We start from the raw sequence: 18,818 nt of genomic DNA, 5'->3' as shown, positions 1-18,818 counted from the left end.
TGATTCCTCTCTGATTATAACTTAAGATTTGCCAGTAAGTCTCCAAGGCTGGTCTGTGCCTTTTCCTCTTCTTTATATTCGATCCCGGTCTCGACTTTTTCAGCTTCTCTGGATTCCTCCAGTGCCTTCATGCTGAGACTGATCTTGTTGTCGGCAATTTTTAAAACTTTTACTTTGACCTTCTGTCCTTCTTCTACCATTTCTTTCGGGCTTTTTATTCTTTTTTCGCTGAACTGTGATATATGGATCAATCCGCTGAGTCCATCGCCAAGATCCACAAACGCACCATACGGCATGATATTTTCGACAGTGCCTTCCAGCACCATGCCGGGACGCATCATCGCCATCTTGTGGTTCAGCTCTTCCTGAGCTTTTGCCTTTTCCACTTCTTTGGCTGAGAGTACAAGTTTGTTCCTGCTCTCATCTACGGTAATGATCTTGGCCTCCACTTCTTTTTTGAGCCATGTGTTCAGGTCTTCCACATAGTTTAAGGAAAGCTGGGAAGCCGGGATAAACCCACGGATTCCTTCTACATATACAATCACTCCTCCGTTGACAACTCCGCCCACAGTGAGACTGAGAACCGTCTCCTCTTCCATAAGCTTCTGGAGGCGGTCCCAGGCCAGAACCTGATTGGCTTCCCTTTTAGACAGCACAATATTCCCCTCACCGTCATCTACAGAAATAACCTTGGCCTTTACCCGGTCTCCCTCATTAAGAGCTTCTGTCAAAGTAACATTTGGATCATCACTGTATTCAGAAGCTTTCAGGATACCCTGAGCATAATATTTTAAATCGATGACTGCCTCTTCGTCGCTGACGCTCAGGACATCACCCTCAACTATATCTCCCTCATCCATCTTACGGAAGGATGCTTCCAATTCATTCTCATACTGTTCCATTGTTTCTTTCATTTCTTCTGCCATTTTTAAATCTCCTTTCACGAAACCTCTGCATTAAGCCTCATTATAACACAGAATAAAGAAGATTTTAACTTGTTTCTTATGATTTTCGGCTTCGGAAAAAGAAAAATATGAGATAAACCGCAGTGAAGAAATAGATCCCGGAAATCACAAACCCAAATGGACGTTTTGATTGTCCTCTCTGTTTCGTACTGATCTGAAACTCCACTGTTCGGTCGGACTTAAGCCCCGACCTTCCCACAGCCTCAGCCTTTAGCCTGTGTTTTCCGTCAGTGCCGCACCGGATCACCGTTTGTCCGTCTGAAAACCTTATCTTCCTGCCGTCCATCCATAAACCGGTTATCCGGTCCAGGTCATCCTGAACTTTTACCTGGATCAGTTTTTTCTCCCGATAAGTATTTCCGTTTCTGACCCCGGATATGAGGATCACGGGAGGTTCCGCATCATAGTAAAAATCCAGCGGCTTCTCCAGTGTACTGACATGGCCGGTCATATCCTTTGTCTTCACTTTCACCTTGTTTGAACCGTTCTTTAAATATTTATTACTTACATAGATATAATCTCCCTCTCTCTCATAAGGTACGGTCCGGCCATTCACAATAAATTCTGTCACATAAGAAGGCACTACATTTTTCATCCGGAATCCAAATGATCCCTGATCCTTCTTTGAACCGCTTTTATACACGGTATTTCCGGCCGGTGCAATCTGTGTCCCCTTGCAGCTGACCGTAAAGAAAACTTTTTCTGATGCCTTATTTCCGGCACCGTCTCTGGCCCGAATTTCAGCACAATAGTATCCGTCTTCTGACAGCACCGGGTATGCTGATTTCTTGTTATCTCCCGGCTTTACATTCTCTCTCTTTAATAATTTTCCGTTTAAATACAGGGAAACTTCCGTGGGAGTATCATCCGTACAGATCACTTTGGCCTCCGGCGCAGAGTTATAGATTCCGAGAGAACTGATCCCTGTGACTTTAAGTTTTGGTTTCGTTTTATCTATGAAAAAATGCCCAACAGAAGCCTCTGCGGAATTTCCGGCCTGATCCCGGCATGAGACTGACAGCTTTTGCTCCCCTTCTTTTTCAAAATATATATCTGCTTTCAGCACTCCTTCTTTTACTGTTTGATTCACAACTTTCCCCGTAGTCTGCCACCGTATGCTCTCTGCATCCAGATAGGAATCTTTTATGGTCACCTTGAGTTTGCAGCCATCCTTCTCATATCGATTCACCGTTTTTCCTTCCAGGCTGATACGAGGCTTACTGCCGTCTATATAAATATTCTTTTTCCATTCTTGCTTTGAGATATTTCCTGCCTCATCCTTCTGAACCACTCGGATCTGGTATTTCCCTTCTTCAGAAAGCAAAAGACTGTTTTCTTCAATAGTTTTTTTCCTCCCCGTATCCAAATCCTTTGCTGTGATAAAGGTTTTTAGTCTGGGACCCTTTTTCTTCCTTTTCTCTGCACAGATCCTCACCTCTTTTTTGTGCCACTCTCCATCCGCGGAGCCGGGGCAGTTTACCTTTGGTTTCCCCGGCTGTTTATCCCAGAACTTCACAAAGACATTGGCAGCGGCACTCCGGTTCCCTGCCTTGGAAACCGCGCGCACTTTGTATCTGTGCATCCCGTTTGTCTTAACTGTAATACTGTCTCCCTCAGCTGCTTTCCACTCTCCCTGTTCTGATTCCAGGTATTCAAAGCCGGATCGTCCTGAAAAAGAGCTTCCCTGAGACAAATTTATATGCACAGGGCGGTTTGTCCATTTGCCCTGCATATAGGAACCCGTATCCGCCTCCGGCTCCTCCGGTTTTGTTGTTTCCAGACAAAATTCCTGAAGCATACTGGATTCACCATCATATTCCACACTGACTCTGTACCAGCCCTCCCTCCGAAAGATAACCCTGCCCTCTTTTTCTGACAGCCAAGTTATATTTCCTGCATCCCACTTTTCTTTACCATCGTTCCCTTCGGCGCGGCAGATTACTTTGTCCCTGTCTGCTCCTTCCTTCAGCAGAGTAATTTTTAGTTCCCGCTCCTTTGCTGTATAAGTTTCCTGCTTTCCATCCGCGAACTCCGCCCTCAAAAGAGATTCCTCTTTTTCTCCGCCAAAAACCGTGTATCCCGCCGCAGCAAACACGATCATAAACAGTCCTGCTATCTTTTTTCGATTCAGCATCTAATCATTTCCCTCCCCCAAAACAGCCCCTAGTTTCTGAAGTTCCGTACCCTCTCCTGCACCGAGTCCCTTTGCCCTGCGGTACATATCCTGTGCCATATCCCTCTTTCCTGCTTTTGCAAGATAAAAACCATATGCTATATATCCCTCAGGCCATCCTGAATACTGTCTGATCACTGCCCGGTGCACTTCCTCCGCACTCTTTTTTCTGCCATATACGGCGAGCAGTCCGGCCTTTTTCAGCTGCAACTCTGCCTTTTCCTTCTCCCGGTCCAGCATATCTGTGTACCGATCCGCGGCCTCTATCCATGGCTCAAGACCGCGGCTGTCTATCATACGCTCATAAAATGCCGCTTTTTCGTACAGTGCAGTCCTCTTTTCATCATTGTTCTCAGACAGTTTTTCCATGAGATCCGCCAGTTCCTCCTGCTTTTTCTCAGCATCTCCGTACTTCTTTAATTCCTGCTCCTTTTGCCGGCAAATCTGAAATAAAAGGTAAGCCTGCTGAAAATCTTCTGTTTTTTGCCCGCACCGGTCCAGAATTCTCCACAGCCTGTCTCCCTGACAGTTCTTTCCTGATAAAATCCCCGCAAGTTCTGTACAATCTTTTTGGGTGTCTGTGGGATGCTCCTGCATCGCCAGATACCGGTATGCCAAAACCGGGTCCGGCGGGAATCCTCCCTTTCCCTCTTTTCCCTGGAGATATAAAAGACCCATTCTGAATAAAAGTTTGTCCTTCCCCACAGCGTCAAAATCTTTAGACTCCACATACTCTGCCAGAACTGTAAGGCCTTCTTTTTCTCTCCCTGCAGACTGATAGTATCTCAGCAGCCGCTCATATGCCGCTGCCTGATCCGGTTCCCGATCCACCGCCAGCTCATAATACCGAACTGCTTTCATCGAAAATCTGCTCCCCGCCTTTGACCGTTCTTTTTCTGCTTTAGCTAGCAGCACAGCATATGCAGGCTGCTCTTTTTTGTATCCGGACTTCCAGCAAACGCCTGCCGCAAGAATCAAAGAAACTGCTGCCCCAGCCCAGACAGCGGCCCGCTTTCTTAAAACTCTCTTAAGCCCGCGTCTCACTTCTGATACTGTCTGATAACGGTCTTCCTTGTCCGTTTGTATACACTTTTTCAATACTCTCGCAAATCCCCTGGAAAACCCATAGTTTTTATCATCTTCCCATGGTTTTTTACCAGGGTGATGCCCTGTGGCCATGTGATATAGGGTCATGCCAAAACTGTAAATATCACTCTGTTCATCTGCATATCCGAGTCCGTCCATCTGCTCCGGTGCAGCATATCCGCAGGTCCCCAGCTTTTGATTCCCGTCCTTCCCCAGAACTGCCGTGCCATAGTCGATCAGAAAGAGCCTGCCTCTCCTCGTGATTATCAGATTGGATGGTTTAATATCGCAGTGGATCACCGGCGGAGATCTCCTATGAAGATAGTCTAAAATATCCAGCAGCTGTATGCCCCATACAGCTGTCCGGCGTTCGGGGATCTTCTCATGAAGCCTGATATACTCTTTTACTGAGATGCCCGGAATATATTCCATGAAAAGATCTAAGTGTCCGTCTTCCAATCTCCGTCCAAGATACTTCGGTATCCCCGGATGACATAATGACTCCAGTATCCGCGCTTCCCTGATCCCTTCCAAGAGCCGGCTTTCAAACCTTTTAACCGCTGTGTAGCTTGATTTCTCTTCATCCCAGGCTAAATAGATCTCTCCCTGTCCTCCCCTCCCCAACTGCTTTAAAAGTATACAGTTTCCTGCACAATCTCTGTCCATGTCAGGAAACTTTTACGACAATGCATGATAAGTTGTCCAGTTCCCCTCTTTCTTTTACTTTGTCAAAGCACTCTCTCACCCATCGTTTCATCTCATCTTTGGATGCTTCCACTTCGTAAATCTCCTCCTCCCTGAGCATGCCGTAGAACCCGTCTGTACAGAGCAGAAATTCCATCCCCGGCTTAAGTTTCCCGTTGTAACAGTCAATGGTGATCTCCTTTGTAACGCCAATACACTGCATCAGAATATGTTTTCTGGCATCTGTCCTCGCTTCCTCTATGGTCAGCAGTCCGCGGCTGACTTCTTCCTGGACCAGGGTATGATCCCTGGTGACATACTTCTGTTCCCGGTCAAACCAGTAGGCTCTGGAGTCACCGATGTTCAGAACAAAAAAACGGCGGTCTGCCGCAAAAAGAAGCGTCAGAGTACTCCCCATGGTGTCCCCGTATTCCCGGCTCAAAAGGATCAGCCGGTGATTGATCTTCTTGATGGCAGCCACCAGTTCCTTTTGAATCCTCATAATCTTCATCTTTTGTTTGAGGAGGACCGGGAGTGTGTGGGTAAACCATCGGTCCAGCGAACCTACAATATAACCGCTTGCGATCTCTCCTCTGCTGAGTCCTCCCATACCGTCGCACATAACCGCCATCAGTATCTGCTGTCCGCAGATCTCCTCTTCTTTCAGGAGATAAGAATCTTGATTGGAATCCCGGCCATTGCCCATATCTGTCATATCTACAATTTGAAACATAATGTAAATCCTCCTTTTATTTCCATTTATTAATCTTATTATACATATTTTTCCAGTACCAGTCAATTTATTTTTAAAAACTAATTGACTTTTTTTCCGGTCTATTATACCATTGTACTAGATACTTAATACAAGAAAGCGAGGTTTATTATGGCATGGGAATTATCTGATGACCGGCCGATTTATCTTCAGCTGATGGAACATATTCAAGGCGACATCCTTTCCGGTGTTTATCCTCTCGGAGGAAAGCTGCCTTCCGTCCGGGATCTGGCGGCCTGTGCTTCTGTGAATCCGAATACAATGCAGAAAGCACTGTCCGAACTGGAGCGCAGCGGCCTGCTCTATTCCCAGAGGACCAGCGGACGCTTTGTCACCGAAGATGAGCAGCTGATCCAGTCACTGCAGGCTTCGATTGCCGAAAAGGAAATTGCGGAGTTCCTGAAGAAGATGGAACGATATGGTCTGAAAAAAGAAGACATTATCAAACTAATAAGATAGCAATGAGAGGTATGTATATGAATTATATTCTTGAATGTAATAATCTTTCTAAGGTCTACTCAGGTTTTTTAGCCTTAGACAGACTCAACTTAAAAATTCCCTCCGGACGTATTATTGGTCTTTTAGGCCCCAACGGAAGCGGCAAGAGCACACTGATCAAGCTGATCAACGGCCTGCTGACAGCAACCGAAGGAGAGATCCTGTTTGACAGTCAGCCCCTGGGCATCCATTCCCGGGAACACATTTCCTATCTCCCGGACCGAATGTATCTTCCGGAGTGGATGAAAATCCATGAAGTATTTACCTACTTTGATGATTTTTATAAAGACTTCAACAAAGAAAAGGCGCTCTATATGCTGAAGGATCTTGGTATTGACGAAAATAAGCGCCTGAAAACATTGTCTAAGGGAACAAAAGAAAAAGTACAGCTCATCTTAGTCATGAGCCGGAATGCAAAATTATATCTTCTGGATGAGCCGATTGCCGGTGTAGATCCTGCTGCCCGTGATTATATTTTGAAAACGATTATTTCAAACTACAATCCGGATGCCAGCCTGATCATTTCCACCCATCTGATCAGTGACATCGAAACCGTCCTGGACGACGTCCTGTTTTTGCAGAACGGAAAGATCACTCTGTCTGCAACCGTCGACCAGATCCGGGAAGAGAAACAAAAATCTGTGGACCAGTTATTCAGGGAGGTATTCAAATGCTAGGAAAACTACTGAAATATGAATTGAAAGCCACCGCCCGGTATTTTGTGCCTCTGCTCGCAACATTCGGCGGGATCACACTGTTATTTAAACTGTTTATGATGATGATCGGGTTCGGCAATGATCCGCTGCGCATGACTTTCAGCATTTTTATTGTAACCATTTATGTGGTGGCCGTGATCGCTCTGTTCCTCATGTGCTTTATTATATCTTTTTACCGGTTTTATAAGAACTTTTATACCGATGAGGGATACTTAAGCTTTACGCTTCCTGTTTCCGTCAACCTCCAGATCCTGAACAAACTTCTGATCAGTATCTTCTGGTTTGTTATCTCCTCCGTCGCATTCATGTTCTCTATTTTTATCTTTCTGGCAGGTACACCGTACTGGACTGATTTCTGTCATGTGCTGTCCCTTTCATTCCAGGAATTTAACAAGATTGACCCGGGAATCAGATTTTTATTTATCACCGAGACTTTGTCTGCATTGATATTGAATGCCATATCATCACCATTGTTTATTTACCTTTGTATTACTATCGGAGGTCTTTTGCCGAATCATCGTCTGGGAGCATCCATAGGAACTTATTTCCTTGCAACTGCGGCGCTTTCACTTGTGACCAACATCTTCTCGTCCATCTTCCCGAACTTCATGAATTTTACCGGACTTGAGGAATTCTGCTACTATCTGATGCCTATGATGATCATCGGCAGCATCATAGAGATTTTCGTCTGCTTCTTCCTGACAAGATATCTCATGGAAAGAAAAACAAATCTCTGATCACACTATACTAAAAAGCCAGCAGGAAGTTTAATCCTGCCGGCTTTTATATTTTACTAATCACACTATTACGATTCTTCTTCTCTGACCATCTCAAGGTCTGCTTCCATGACTTTGATATCTCCCCGGATCTTTTCGATCAGATTAAACAGATCAATATATTCCGCTTCCGGATAATCCATATGAGACTCAAAATACTGCCGTCCAACCTGCTCATACAAATCATTTAATTCACGCTTTGCAACTCGGATGTCATTTTTAATCTTTGCCGTATCCGCTACTTCCCTTGCTTTTTTCGCCGCCGCTTTCCCAGTAGTCGTTATGGTCTGCTCGATCTTATCAAATAAATCCTTTGGCATAATTCACCGTCTCCTCACATACTTTTTCTTAAATTATACCTTAACACGCGAAGCGTGTCCACCCGTAGGGTATAAAATACGGGAGGCCCTGTGGGTATACCTTAACACGCGAAGCGTGCCCACCCATTGTAATTTTATCTCTTGGGCATTTCAAAGCCTTCCAAAGCTTTGTTCAGATAATCATTAAACGGTTTCATCTTACGAAAAACGTCCACTGCTCTGTCCAAAAATTGTTCCTCATTCAGGAGTTCCTCGTCTTTTATGAAATATTCCAGATACCAGCTTTTATTCTTCAGATATTCGGCCTGCGGATGATCCTTATCATAGCCTGCAGGCACATTTTTCAGCGCCGTGCCCTTTACAGCAAAACAGCTCTGAAACTCATCAGACCCGATGATTTGTTCCCACTCCTCAGGATGTTTTGAGAGATAATCCCTCACCATCCTTGTAGCGTCTTTAAACATATCCGCAAATAAACCTCCGCCTAAAAAAGACTGATCCCCCGGCCGGATCATAATATAATATCCGACAGGAACCGGCAGTTTGCCTCTTAATGAAATGTGAGCGCGGAAACAGGGATTATACGGAGACTTATCACGGCTGAACCTAGTGTCCCTGACCAGTTTGAATGTGAGTTTTTTAGGAATATTCCCAAGGATGCTGCTGTCATTTTCCCCGATTCTCAAAATCAGCTCCTGAATAAGCGACTCAAATTCAGCATTGGCCTCTCGGTACTCTTCTTTATGCTCATGATACCACTCCCGGTTATTATTCCGGCTGAGTTCCGATAAATAATTTAAAATCAGTTCCATATTCATATCTAATACCTCCTCACGATTCTTTCACGACAGAAAACGAAGCAGAATCCAGAAACTCCCTGATAAACTGTTTCATTTTCTCCGGTGATCCATAGGATTTGCAGAAAGAAAACTTCATTGACAAGTCGTCAATATCTTCCATAGCATCCTTTACATGAAACATTGTCTGCTCTGAAATTTCATCTGCCGCCGTATATTGAAGCCTGCCCGGGTCCAGACGGTGATTCTTTATGGCATAGTTGAGCCTGTCTCTGCACCTGCATGTCCCCCGTCCAAATTCGCCGCAGTAGTGATCGAGGAAATCTGCCACTTTGCTGCGTATCCTGGAAAGTCTCTTTCGGTATGCTTCCGGTGTCAGGCCAAGGATATCACCTGCGATACGGCTGTCCAGTTTAAACATTGTCCCCAGAATAAAAATACATCTGCTCTCGCTGTCGAGACACTGCAGCAGCACATTGGTACATGACATTTTCAGTTCCTCTTCTAAAATAGATTTCTCCACATTCTGTGTCAGATCAGGAATATCGCGGATCTGAGCATTTTCAATATCATCCCCGTAAAACTCCAGGCTCAGAGGACTGTTGGCAAACATATGTTTTTTGTAATCTTTCAAATGATTTACCGCTATCCTGTAGACCCATGTAGAAAAAGCACTCTCTTTTCTGAACGATGACAAGTGGGTGATGACTTTCACTATGATGTCCTGTGACGCATCCTCTGCATCCGCAAAAGTCCCAAGCATCCTGAGAGAAAGATTGAAGATCAGGTCCTGTACGCTCATGATCACTGTTTCCAGAGATTTTTTGTCTCCGTCTACGGCTTTGCCGATAAGCAGTTCAAGTTGTTGATTTGTTATCTTATCCATAAATTTTACCTCCTGCTGTATTAGACTACAAAAATACTTTTTTGTGACAAAAAATACGGCAGAGAATTTAACTCTGCCGTATTTTAATCATCTTTATCTTAAATATTCAGGATTTTTTTCACTTCTTCTTCCATAGCCGCCGTCTCACAGACTGTGTCGTGGAGGATCGGAGCCGTCCTGATCTCCTCGATGGCATTCGGAACAGCCACACCGGAAATTCTATGTAACTCATCCACTAGTTCAAAATCAGACTTTACATCATATTTTGGATCGATGGCATTCATTACGCTTCTGGTAAACTTATACGGGCTTGCGGTGGAGGCTATGACTGCCGGTGTCTTATCACCGCTGTCTTTCACATATTTGTCATATGCCACGGATGCCACTGCCGTATGGGTATCCAGTACATAATGTTCTGACTCATAGACCTGTCTGATCTTCTCCATAGTCTCTTCTTCTGTGGCATAGGCCCCGAAGAACTCTGTGAGCTGGTCTCTCATCTCCTGTGTGATCTCATATGCACCGTCTTCTGTCAGGGCATTCATAAACTTCGCACACTGTTCGGCATCATTTCCTGTAATTCTGTAAATCAAACGCTCCAGATTGCTGGAAATCAAAATGTCCATAGAAGGAGATGATGTCACAACAAACTCACGCTTTCTGTCATATTCTCCGGTCTGGAAGAAATCAAACAAAACTTTATTCTCATTGGACGCACAGACAAACTTTCCGATCGGAATTCCCATCTGTTTTGCATAAAACGCTGCCAGAATATTTCCAAAGTTTCCGGTAGGCACTACGACATTCATCGGATCTCCTGCCTTTACTGCACCATTTTTCACCAGATCCGCGTAGGCTTTTACGTAATATACGATCTGAGGAACCAGACGTCCGATGTTGATTGAGTTTGCAGATGAAAACTGATATCCGTTCCCATCCATCACTGCGGCCAGTTCCTTGTTGGAGAACATCTTTTTCACTCCGGTCTGGGCATCGTCAAAATTACCTTTGATGCCGATAACGTAAGTGTTTTCACCCTTCTGAGTCAGCATTTGCTTTTCCTGAATCGGGCTGACCCCGGATTTCGGGTAAAAGACAATGATTTTCGTTCCCGGCACGTCTGCAAAACCGGCCAGAGCAGCTTTGCCCGTATCTCCGGAAGTGGCTGTCAGGATCACAATTTCATTTTCCACATGATTCTTCTTTGCGGAAGTAACTAAAAGATGCGGGAGAATGGAGAGAGCCATATCCTTGAATGCGATGGTGGAGCCGTGGAACAGCTCAAGATAGTATACGTCCCCTGCTTTTACGATCGGGGCGATCTCCTCTGTGTCAAACTTACTATCATAAGCATTGGCAATACAGGTCTTTAACTCTTCCTCTGTAAAATCTGTGAGAAATTCCTTCATAACCGCATACGCAATGTCCTGATAAGTCATTTCTTTCAAATCTTCTACCGAAACCTGAAGCTTTGGAATAGAATCCGGCACAAAAAGTCCTCCGTCATTCGTCAGTCCCTTAAGGATCGCTTCAGAAGCAGATGCCGTCTCTTCCCTGTTTCTTGTACTACGATAAACTAAATTCATAATTACCCGCCTTTTCCCTGGTTTATAATCTGCAAGGCCGTAAATGAGGCCTATTTTTTCTTTGGCTATGATTATAGCATACTTGTGAATTGCGGTCTAGCACGAAATACTGTACATTCTGCCGTTTTTTGTACCGCTCATCCCTGCAAACCGCCTACTCTTCCATGACATAAGCAAGCATCAGTTTCACTCCGCTTTCCAGTGCTTTTTCATCCATATCAAATCTGCTGTGGTGATTGGGAAACTGATCTTTACCCCCGCCCACAAATGCAAACGCTCCCGGAATCGTCTTTAAATAGTTGGAATAATCTTCTCCGAGCATCATCGGAGGCACATGCACAAAATCTTTCTCGGAAAAAATCTTTCCTGCTCCCCGCATGGCTCTCTCCACCGTCGGTTTCCCGTTGACCAGAGGCGGATGGCTGGACGGCGGATAATCTACGGCCGCTTCTCCTCCCAGCTGACCGGCTGTTCCCACGGCGATTTCGATGACCCGTTCCTTCACCATTTTTTCAGTCTCTTCCGAAAATGTCCGGACTGTTCCCTCGATTCTGGCAGAGCCGGATATGACATTCCTGGCTGTACCTGAGATCATCTTTCCCACGGTAACTACAGCCGAGTCCAGAGGATCGGTATTTCTGCTCACGATCGTCTGAAGGTTCATGACTGTGGCCGCAGCGATTACCGATGCATCTGTACAAAGATGCGGTTTTCCGGCATGACCGGATTTTCCTCTGATGTCTATAGAAAACCAGTCCGTGGCAGCCATTCTCGGCCCCGCCTCCAGTGAAATCTTCCCGGCTTCGATTCCGGAAAAAATATGGAGTCCGAATATTTCTTTTACGTCTTCTAAAAGCCCTGACTCCAGAACCAGTTTTGCTCCCTGGGCAGTCTCCTCCGCCGGCTGGAAAACAAGAAATACTTTTTTTGATAATTCCTTTTCATGCTTTTTCAGAATACCGGCTGTGCCCAAAAGAATGGCTGCATGCCCGTCATGTCCGCAGGCATGCATATATCCCTGATGTTCTGACCCAAAAGAACATCCTGTCTCCTCTTCTACTTTTAATGCATCAATATCGGCCCTTAGTGCAGCAGCTTCCCTGCCCTTCCCGATCTCCGCCACAATGCCGGTGGGATACAGCGGCTTATAGGATATCCCCATGGCATCCAGCTGCCGCTTGATATAGGCTGTAGTCTCATATTCTTCAAAAGCCGTCTCCGGACATCGGTGAAGATCCTGCCTGTACTTTACGATCTGCTCTCTGGCCTGGTTTACTTCCTGAATGATATTCATTTTCTGCCCTTACCTCTTTCCGAAAACATTTTTGATCAGATAAATAAGAAGGAGGATCATAATGATCGGTCCGATAAACCGCAGCGCTACGGCGAACATACTTCCAATCAGTATGATGACAATGATCACTGCTGCCAGACACCCAATCTTCGTCAGAAAAGAATCAAACACAAAAACTTTCGGAGAACCTTCCTCTTCATTCACCTGCTCTTCATAGGTATCTTCATAATAGATCTGCTCCCCGCCCTTTGTCTCGATAATGGATTTTGCAATCAGCCTTGGGCTGCCGAGTTCTTCCAAGATCTCCTGCTCGCTTCTTCCATCTGCCTCCTGGCGGCTGAAGTAATCTCTGTAATAGGAAATGGAATCCTCAATTTCACTCATCGGCACCTGTCCCTCCAGCGCTTCCCGGAGTTCCTTTAAAAACTCATATTTCGTCATCGTATGTCTCCTTTAGCTTCTTTCTCTTTCTGAATTTTAATACAGGACCTCTGCCTCACTGAGCACACAGAAACGGCCGTCTTTTACTTCTGCCGTACTAATGGAACAATTCTTCAGCTTGGGCCCCTTCCAAAAGTCTCTCACATCTCTCTTATACATGTTTGTCAGCATTCCGTGAATAAACGCCCCATGTGTAAATAAGATCACACTCTCTGCTTCTTTTTCCATCGGGAGAATAAATTCCTCCAGAAATATTTTCGACCGCTCTACGACCTGTGCCGGGGTTTCCGCACCCTCGATCAGCGTCATCTTATGCGGACGGTCAAAAAAGTCCAGAATGGGTTCTTTTTTTTCGTATAATTCATTCAGATCGGCCCCTTCATACGGTCCAAAATTGGCCTCTTTCAGGCGTTCGTCCTCGATGAGCGGGATATCTCTTCCCGCAAGTACGATCTCTCCTGTCTCCCTGGCCCTGCTGAGCGGACTCGTATAGGCTGCGTCGAATCTGAAATCTTTCAGAGCCTCACTCGTGAGCCTGGCCGCCTCTCTGCCTGCCTCATTCAAATCAATGTCCGACTGTCCCTGAATTCTGCGTATTTTATTCCATGAAGTTTCTCCATGCCTCATCATGTATAATTTCAATAAGATTCCTCCTCACCTTAATTTTAATATTATATCCGTCAAAAACTATTTTAACGTATTTACCGGCTTTACACCATAGCCTTTTCTGGACTTTTACAGCCTCACACTGTATGAACCGTCTTCAGACATACACAGATTACAATAAATTCTTAAAAAACTATAGCATTTTTATCTTATTTTGCTATACTAAGTGTATGAAATGTTACCTATCCTAAAACGATACGGAATAAATCAAGAGAGGACAACTTATGAAGATTGAAATTGGAGACAAGATCACCCTGTCAGAAGAGGTTACTGACGAACTGACTGCCGCCCACTGGGGGAGCGGAAGCCTTCCTGTGTATGCCACACCTGCCATGACACTCCTGGTAGAAAGAGCTGCCGTAAAATTATTAGAGGGAAAGCTGGATGAGGGCATGACCACAGTCGGCACCAATTTAAACATTTCCCATGTGTCTGCCACTCCCGTAGGGTGCCAAGTCACCTGCCAGTGTCACCTGACAGAGATCAACCGGAAGAAATTAGAGTTTCAGGCGGAAATTATGGACAATAAAGGCCGGATCGGCATCGGCACACACGAGCGCTATATCGTGGCCGCAGATTCATTTTTAGATAATGCAAAACAAAAATTAAATTAAACATTCATCAAAAAACGTCAATCCTTAAGTTCGGATTGACGTTTTATTATATTCTGTGATAATTGTCTTAAATCTTAATGTTTTCCTTTTAAGATCGGAGATATCCTCTTATATACCAAAAATGTAATTACAACGCTGAACATTCCTTTTACGAAGGTAAACGGCATGTTAAACCAGATCAATGCATCCCATAAGTTTCTGACATTGTGGTTGATCGCCTGGTAAGCTCCGATAATTGCTTCCATCGGCATGAAGTTTTCATAGACCGGATAGACGATAAAATAGTTGGAAAACACACTCACCACTGCCATTATGACAGCACCTGTCAGGGCACCGATCAGTGCTCCTTTCTGTGATTTGTTTCTCTTGTAGATCAGACCTGCCGGAAGTACAAAACAGACTCCAAGAATGAAGTTGGAAATCTCCCCTACCCCGCCGGACGTAGTGTGCAGAAGATTTACAATATTTTTAATAAAGCACACTGCGATGCCTGATACCGGCCCCATGGAAAATGCGGCGATCAGAGCGGGAAGTTCTGAAAAGTCCATCTTAATGAACCCCGGCATGATAAACGGCACGCTGAATTCAAAAAACATCAGAATTGCGGCCAGCGCTCCAAGCATGGCGGTCACTGTGATCTTTCTTACATTTACTTTACTCACTGCTGCTGTTTCATTCATCATTTTCTTTCTCCTCCATTTAACAATTCTTTTATTCTGAGGGGGATGTCTGATCCAACCCTGCAAAATAAAAAATGCCCTTGTCACCAAAGACAGGGCTGTGCTGAACGATACAAAAATACCGTCCATGGTTACTTCTTTCATCCAGACTATACTGTTGGTTTGAGATTCACACTCAATCGGCCTTTCGGTTCGCGGACTTGCCTTCTGCTCTATAAAAAAGGATCACCGCCAGTCGAGAATTGACGCTTTAAAACGTCTCACTCTGCCCTGAAGTTGGAGAATCATTATTCTCTACTTCGATATGCAATTTTATACTATGTTTATTATAGACAAATTTTTCCCGTTTGTAAAGGCATCTTCAGGATTTTTTCGGGTACACACCGTTTTGCCTTTCCTTCTTTACAGCACTGTGAACATTTGGTAAACTTATAACAATCGGCTTTATGAGCCGTCTACATACAGATTGAGAAATAAAGGAGAGATAAGATTATGGGTATGCATAGAATCAATAAAATGCCGTCTCCTGAGGAACTCCAGCAGGAATTTCCTTTGAGCGGAGAGGCAAGGCAGATAAAAAAGGCAAGAGATGAAGAAATCAAAAAGGTCTTCACCGGGGAGTCCGAAAAATTCATCGTGATCATTGGTCCCTGCTCTGCCGACAACGAGACAGCGGTGATGGACTATCTGGGACGCCTGGCCGGCGTTCAGGAAAAGGTTTCCGACAAGCTTCTGATGATCCCAAGGATCTATACAAATAAACCGAGAACAAACGGCGCCGGATACAAGGGAATGGTCCACCAGCCGGACCCTGAGAAAGCTCCGGATATGGCCGCAGGTCTCCGTTCCGTGAGAAAACTCCACATCGACGCTCTGGAAGCATTCCATATGCCTGCGGCTGATGAGATGCTTTATCCCGGAAACTGGCCCTACATGGAAGACATTTTGTCCTATGTAGCCGTAGGCGCCCGTTCCGTGGAAAATCAGCAGCACCGTCTGACCGTCAGCGGTTTCGACATTCCCGCAGGAATGAAAAACCCAACCGGAGGCGATCTCACCGTGATGATGAATTCTATCGTCGCCGGACAAAGTTCCCACAATTTCATCGCCAACGGCTATGAAGTAAATACAGACGGAAATCCTCTGACCCATGCGATTCTCCGCGGCTCCGTCAACAAACACGGCAACAATGTACCGAATTACCACTATGAAGATCTGGCAAGAGTTGCTTACATGTATGAAAAATTCGGCCTTGCGAACCCGGCCGTCATTGTGGATGCCAACCACTCCAACTCAGGAAAACAGTGGGATCAGCAGCCAAGGATTGTCCAGGAAGTCCTCCACAGCCGAAGCTTTCTCCCCGAGATCAATTCTCTCGTCAAAGGCATCATGATCGAAAGCTATATCGAAGACGGCAGCCAGCCGATCGGAAACGGCGTGTACGGCCAATCCATCACAGACCCCTGCCTTGGATGGGAAAAGACAGAGGAATTACTTTATAAGATGGCTGAACATGTTTAAGATTCCGGGATTGACATAGCTCTCTAAAAAGCATCCCAGCACCAGCAGTATCAGTTCCAGATGAATGGAAAATTTTTTTAAGAAGGAATGACCTGTATCAAAGGTTATTTCTTCTTTTTTTTCATCTCTTACATTTCGCTGATACAGAAGATACATGGAACCGCCGTAACAGATATAGTGCGGAAACAGGCTCAGTATCACAATCAGCAGGCCTGCGATCCCTAAATTCATCACCTGCAGAGACAGGATCGAACCCAGAAAAAAAGAAAGACAGAAAAGTCCGCCGTATAAAAGCACCACCGGCTTCAAAATAAAACCGATCAGAAATAAAATGCCGTACTGCTTTCCCCTCTTAAATAAAATATAGGGCAGAAGGCTGCTGCCTGATATGTAAAGTCCTTTCCCGCTGAGGACAAGGGAATCCATCTGTCCCCCATACTCCAGATAATCCTTATACACTGCATTTGTAAAAAGGCTTCCCAGCACAAGGCCAGTCAGCACGAACACACCGATGAAAAATTTTTTCCGCTCCATCTAAATTCCCTCCCAGATATCATTTGCTCCGCGGATATAAAAAGGTAGCACATAAAATTATATGTGCTACCTTTTTTCTTTATGACACCCGGTATTTCATCCTCACAGCGTACTCAAATATGTCATGATTCCGGAAATCGTCTTGGCATCCACAATCTCTTCTTTTAAGATCATGTCCTTCACTTTCTCAGGCGAAAATTCATATACATCGATAAACTCGTCTTCGTCCAGATTCTGCTCTGTCTTATGAAGCCCGGTCCCTACAAAGATTGGAATTTTTTCATCGCAGAAGCCAATGGCGGTTACAATCGTGATCAGAGGTTCAATCTTTTCTGCCCTGCACCCTGTCTCTTCCTCGATCTCCCTTTTTACACAGTCGTATCCGCTCTCCCCCCGCTCAATACCTCCGGCCGGTATCTCATAAGTCATGGCGTCCAGGGCATTTCTATATTGACGGACCAGCAGGATATTCCCTTCCTCCGTGACCGGAATAATTGCTGCGGCTCCCGGATGCTTTACCAGGTCCCAGGTGACAGTATTGCCATTGGGCAGTGTAATGACATCTTCATAAAACCCCACTACTTTTCCCTGATGTACGAGATTCTGTCTGATCTTTTTATATCCGTCCATATGCTCCTCCGCCTTCTATCTTGCAGACTGATGATAATATTCGATGACACGTTTTGCAATCGGGCTGTCTGCGTCCAGACCAGTATATTCAGATACGGCCTGTTCAATTCCAATGTTTTTAATCTCCTGCTGAAGTTTCTGTGCGTTTGCGTCCCTGGGCTCCGCATATTGGAATCCGGCCGCCATGGCTTTGGCGATCGAATCAAAACTGACGCCGTGTTTCAGACACAGCTCGGCGGCTCCTGTCAGACGGTCTCCTTTTGATAATTTACGGATCGGATCATATCCTACCCGGTAGATAGAATCCGGAAGCACACCCTTAGCCGGTGCAAAATAAACGAGATTGTGCAGCTCCTCCGGTGTAATCGGATATTCCTTCATGACGGCTGCCGTAATCTCCTCTACTACTCCTTCCACAACTTCCGCGATCTCAGGATCAGCCTCAGATTCCGGAATCGTACTGTACCCCTTTAAATATCCCATATAGGCCAGTGTTGCATGGGGACCATTGACTGCGGTGACTTTAATGTCTTTGAGCATCTCAATCTTGTCCGTAAGTTCCATCCATTCCACATCACTGAAATCGTTATTGACCGGCTGCTGGATCAAAAGTGAATTTACTGCAACCGTATCAATATGGACATCATAATTACTCTTGGCATCTGTACTCCTGCGGATAATAGAGTCCCGGATCACTACATTCTGATCGAACCACTCCTTTGCATCTTCGGACAAATCTTTTCTGAATGCCTCCGTAATTCCCGGGATCAGATAATTTTTATTTGTAATACAGATCATAGTCAGTCTGCGGTCCGGATGCACCCTGTAAAATTCTTCAAAGCACTTCGTCAAATAACCTGCTGCCTCTTCAAAGTCTTCCGGATAAAGCGGAAGTACGATCACATCCGTCTCCAAGAAAGCCTCCATACATGAGTATTCTTCATCACAAGTATATGCTTTAAAATTTTTAACCGTACGGTTTTGTATTTCATCCACCCGGTGTACCTTCACATAATAACAACCGTGTTTTCGTAATTCTTCTGTAACTCTCGGGTCCTTATCCAGGAATGTAAGATTCCATCCCGCATTGTCAAAAGTTTCGCCTACAAACCCTTTTCCTAACCGTCCTGCTCCCACAATCAATACATTCTTCATTTTTCCCTCCTGATCTGTGTTTTG

Annotated in this window: 20 protein-coding genes and 1 riboswitch; of the genes, 5 read left to right on the top strand and 15 right to left on the bottom strand. The window is 45.1% G+C overall.

The features are described from left to right. Nucleotides 1-14: 14 nt before the first annotated feature. From ANCC_RS04930 to ANCC_RS04915, 4 genes are all read right to left on the bottom strand, one after another. Entirely contained in the window at nucleotides 15-926 is a 912-nt protein-coding gene (locus ANCC_RS04930; protein WP_330367850.1) for a S1 RNA-binding domain-containing protein, read from the bottom strand. A 76-nt stretch (nucleotides 927-1,002) separates the two neighbouring features. After that, on the bottom strand, nucleotides 1,003-3,099 hold the full coding sequence (locus tag ANCC_RS04925; RefSeq protein WP_006566416.1) for a hypothetical protein: 2,097 nt from the start codon (nucleotides 3,097-3,099) through the stop codon (nucleotides 1,003-1,005). Beyond that, nucleotides 3,100-4,890 carry a serine/threonine-protein kinase gene (locus ANCC_RS04920; RefSeq protein ID WP_006566417.1) on the bottom strand — a complete coding sequence of 597 codons (1,791 nt, stop codon included), beginning with the start codon at nucleotides 4,888-4,890 and terminating at the stop codon, nucleotides 3,100-3,102. Between the two features lies 1 nt (nucleotide 4,891). After that, entirely contained in the window at nucleotides 4,892-5,641 is a 750-nt protein-coding gene (locus tag ANCC_RS04915) for a PP2C family protein-serine/threonine phosphatase (RefSeq protein ID WP_006566418.1), read from the bottom strand. A gap of 150 nt (nucleotides 5,642-5,791) precedes the next feature. On the opposite strand from ANCC_RS04915, the gene ANCC_RS04910 reads away from it, so the two are divergent. The 3 genes from ANCC_RS04910 to ANCC_RS04900 are packed head-to-tail and all read left to right on the top strand — an operon-like array spanning nucleotide 5,792 to nucleotide 7,631. Continuing rightward, complete coding sequence (locus tag ANCC_RS04910; RefSeq protein WP_006566419.1) at nucleotides 5,792-6,139, top strand: GntR family transcriptional regulator; 348 nt, start codon at nucleotides 5,792-5,794, stop codon at nucleotides 6,137-6,139. Between the two features lie 17 nt (nucleotides 6,140-6,156). Beyond that, on the top strand, nucleotides 6,157-6,855 hold the full coding sequence (locus tag ANCC_RS04905; protein ID WP_022260755.1) for an ABC transporter ATP-binding protein: 699 nt from the start codon (nucleotides 6,157-6,159) through the stop codon (nucleotides 6,853-6,855). Beyond that, on the top strand, nucleotides 6,849-7,631 hold the full coding sequence (locus ANCC_RS04900) for a hypothetical protein (protein ID WP_006566421.1): 783 nt from the start codon (nucleotides 6,849-6,851) through the stop codon (nucleotides 7,629-7,631). The genes ANCC_RS04905 and ANCC_RS04900 overlap by 7 nt, the downstream gene beginning before the upstream one ends. 68 nt (nucleotides 7,632-7,699) lie before the next feature. Here the strand turns inward: ANCC_RS04900 and ANCC_RS04895 are convergent, their stop codons facing one another. The 7 genes from ANCC_RS04895 to ANCC_RS04865 form a co-directional block, all read right to left on the bottom strand. After that, nucleotides 7,700-7,990: a hypothetical protein gene (locus ANCC_RS04895; protein WP_006566422.1), complete on the bottom strand. Its 291-nt coding sequence runs from the start codon at nucleotides 7,988-7,990 to the stop codon at nucleotides 7,700-7,702. A 134-nt stretch (nucleotides 7,991-8,124) separates the two neighbouring features. Next, nucleotides 8,125-8,808: a DUF2461 domain-containing protein gene (locus ANCC_RS04890; protein ID WP_006566423.1), complete on the bottom strand. Its 684-nt coding sequence runs from the start codon at nucleotides 8,806-8,808 to the stop codon at nucleotides 8,125-8,127. Nucleotides 8,809-8,821: 13 nt separating this feature from the next. After that, entirely contained in the window at nucleotides 8,822-9,673 is an 852-nt protein-coding gene (locus tag ANCC_RS04885) for an RNA polymerase sigma factor (protein WP_006566424.1), read from the bottom strand. Nucleotides 9,674-9,771: 98 nt separating this feature from the next. Next, nucleotides 9,772-11,259 (bottom strand): threonine synthase, encoded by a 1,488-nt coding sequence (gene thrC / locus ANCC_RS04880; RefSeq protein WP_006566425.1) that lies wholly within the window; start codon nucleotides 11,257-11,259, stop codon nucleotides 9,772-9,774. Between the two features lie 154 nt (nucleotides 11,260-11,413). Continuing rightward, a complete protein-coding gene (locus ANCC_RS04875; RefSeq protein WP_006566426.1) occupies nucleotides 11,414-12,553 on the bottom strand; it encodes a M20 metallopeptidase family protein in 1,140 nt (379 codons plus the stop codon). Nucleotides 12,554-12,562: 9 nt separating this feature from the next. Then, a complete protein-coding gene (locus tag ANCC_RS04870; RefSeq protein ID WP_006566427.1) occupies nucleotides 12,563-12,994 on the bottom strand; it encodes a DUF1700 domain-containing protein in 432 nt (143 codons plus the stop codon). 36 nt (nucleotides 12,995-13,030) lie between these two features. Next, complete coding sequence (locus tag ANCC_RS04865) at nucleotides 13,031-13,636, bottom strand: histidine phosphatase family protein (protein WP_039946470.1); 606 nt, start codon at nucleotides 13,634-13,636, stop codon at nucleotides 13,031-13,033. A gap of 248 nt (nucleotides 13,637-13,884) precedes the next feature. Between ANCC_RS04865 and ANCC_RS04860 the strand changes: the two genes are divergently transcribed. Continuing rightward, nucleotides 13,885-14,274: a thioesterase family protein gene (locus ANCC_RS04860; RefSeq protein WP_006566429.1), complete on the top strand. Its 390-nt coding sequence runs from the start codon at nucleotides 13,885-13,887 to the stop codon at nucleotides 14,272-14,274. A gap of 74 nt (nucleotides 14,275-14,348) precedes the next feature. On the opposite strand, the gene ANCC_RS04855 is transcribed toward ANCC_RS04860, so the two are convergent. Continuing rightward, nucleotides 14,349-14,957 carry an ECF transporter S component gene (locus ANCC_RS04855; protein WP_039946515.1) on the bottom strand — a complete coding sequence of 203 codons (609 nt, stop codon included), beginning with the start codon at nucleotides 14,955-14,957 and terminating at the stop codon, nucleotides 14,349-14,351. A gap of 125 nt (nucleotides 14,958-15,082) precedes the next feature. Further along, nucleotides 15,083-15,236, bottom strand: a riboswitch (FMN riboswitch). A 210-nt stretch (nucleotides 15,237-15,446) separates the two neighbouring features. Here ANCC_RS04855 and ANCC_RS04850 point away from each other — a divergent pair. Further along, nucleotides 15,447-16,475: a 3-deoxy-7-phosphoheptulonate synthase gene (locus tag ANCC_RS04850; RefSeq protein WP_006566431.1), complete on the top strand. Its 1,029-nt coding sequence runs from the start codon at nucleotides 15,447-15,449 to the stop codon at nucleotides 16,473-16,475. Here ANCC_RS04850 and ANCC_RS04845 read toward each other — a convergent pair. From ANCC_RS04845 to ANCC_RS04835, 3 genes are all read right to left on the bottom strand, one after another. After that, the gene (locus tag ANCC_RS04845; protein WP_006566432.1) at nucleotides 16,446-17,009 is read right to left on the bottom strand and encodes a hypothetical protein; all 564 of its coding nucleotides are present in this window, start codon (nucleotides 17,007-17,009) and stop codon (nucleotides 16,446-16,448) included. The two genes, ANCC_RS04850 and ANCC_RS04845, sit on opposite strands and share 30 nt — an antisense overlap. Before the next feature lie 102 nt (nucleotides 17,010-17,111). After that, nucleotides 17,112-17,639, bottom strand: coding sequence for an NUDIX hydrolase (locus ANCC_RS04840; protein WP_006566433.1), 528 nt, complete (start codon nucleotides 17,637-17,639; stop codon nucleotides 17,112-17,114). A 15-nt stretch (nucleotides 17,640-17,654) separates the two neighbouring features. After that, entirely contained in the window at nucleotides 17,655-18,794 is a 1,140-nt protein-coding gene (locus ANCC_RS04835) for a mannitol dehydrogenase family protein (RefSeq protein WP_006566434.1), read from the bottom strand. Between the last annotated feature and the right edge of the window lie 24 nt (nucleotides 18,795-18,818).

It is taken from the genome of Anaerostipes caccae L1-92 (genome assembly GCF_014467075.1).
Taxonomy (GTDB): Bacteria; Bacillota; Clostridia; order Lachnospirales; family Lachnospiraceae; genus Anaerostipes; species Anaerostipes caccae.
Note: the sequence above shows the minus strand (reverse complement) of the source record. Positions and strands in the feature narration are given on the sequence as shown.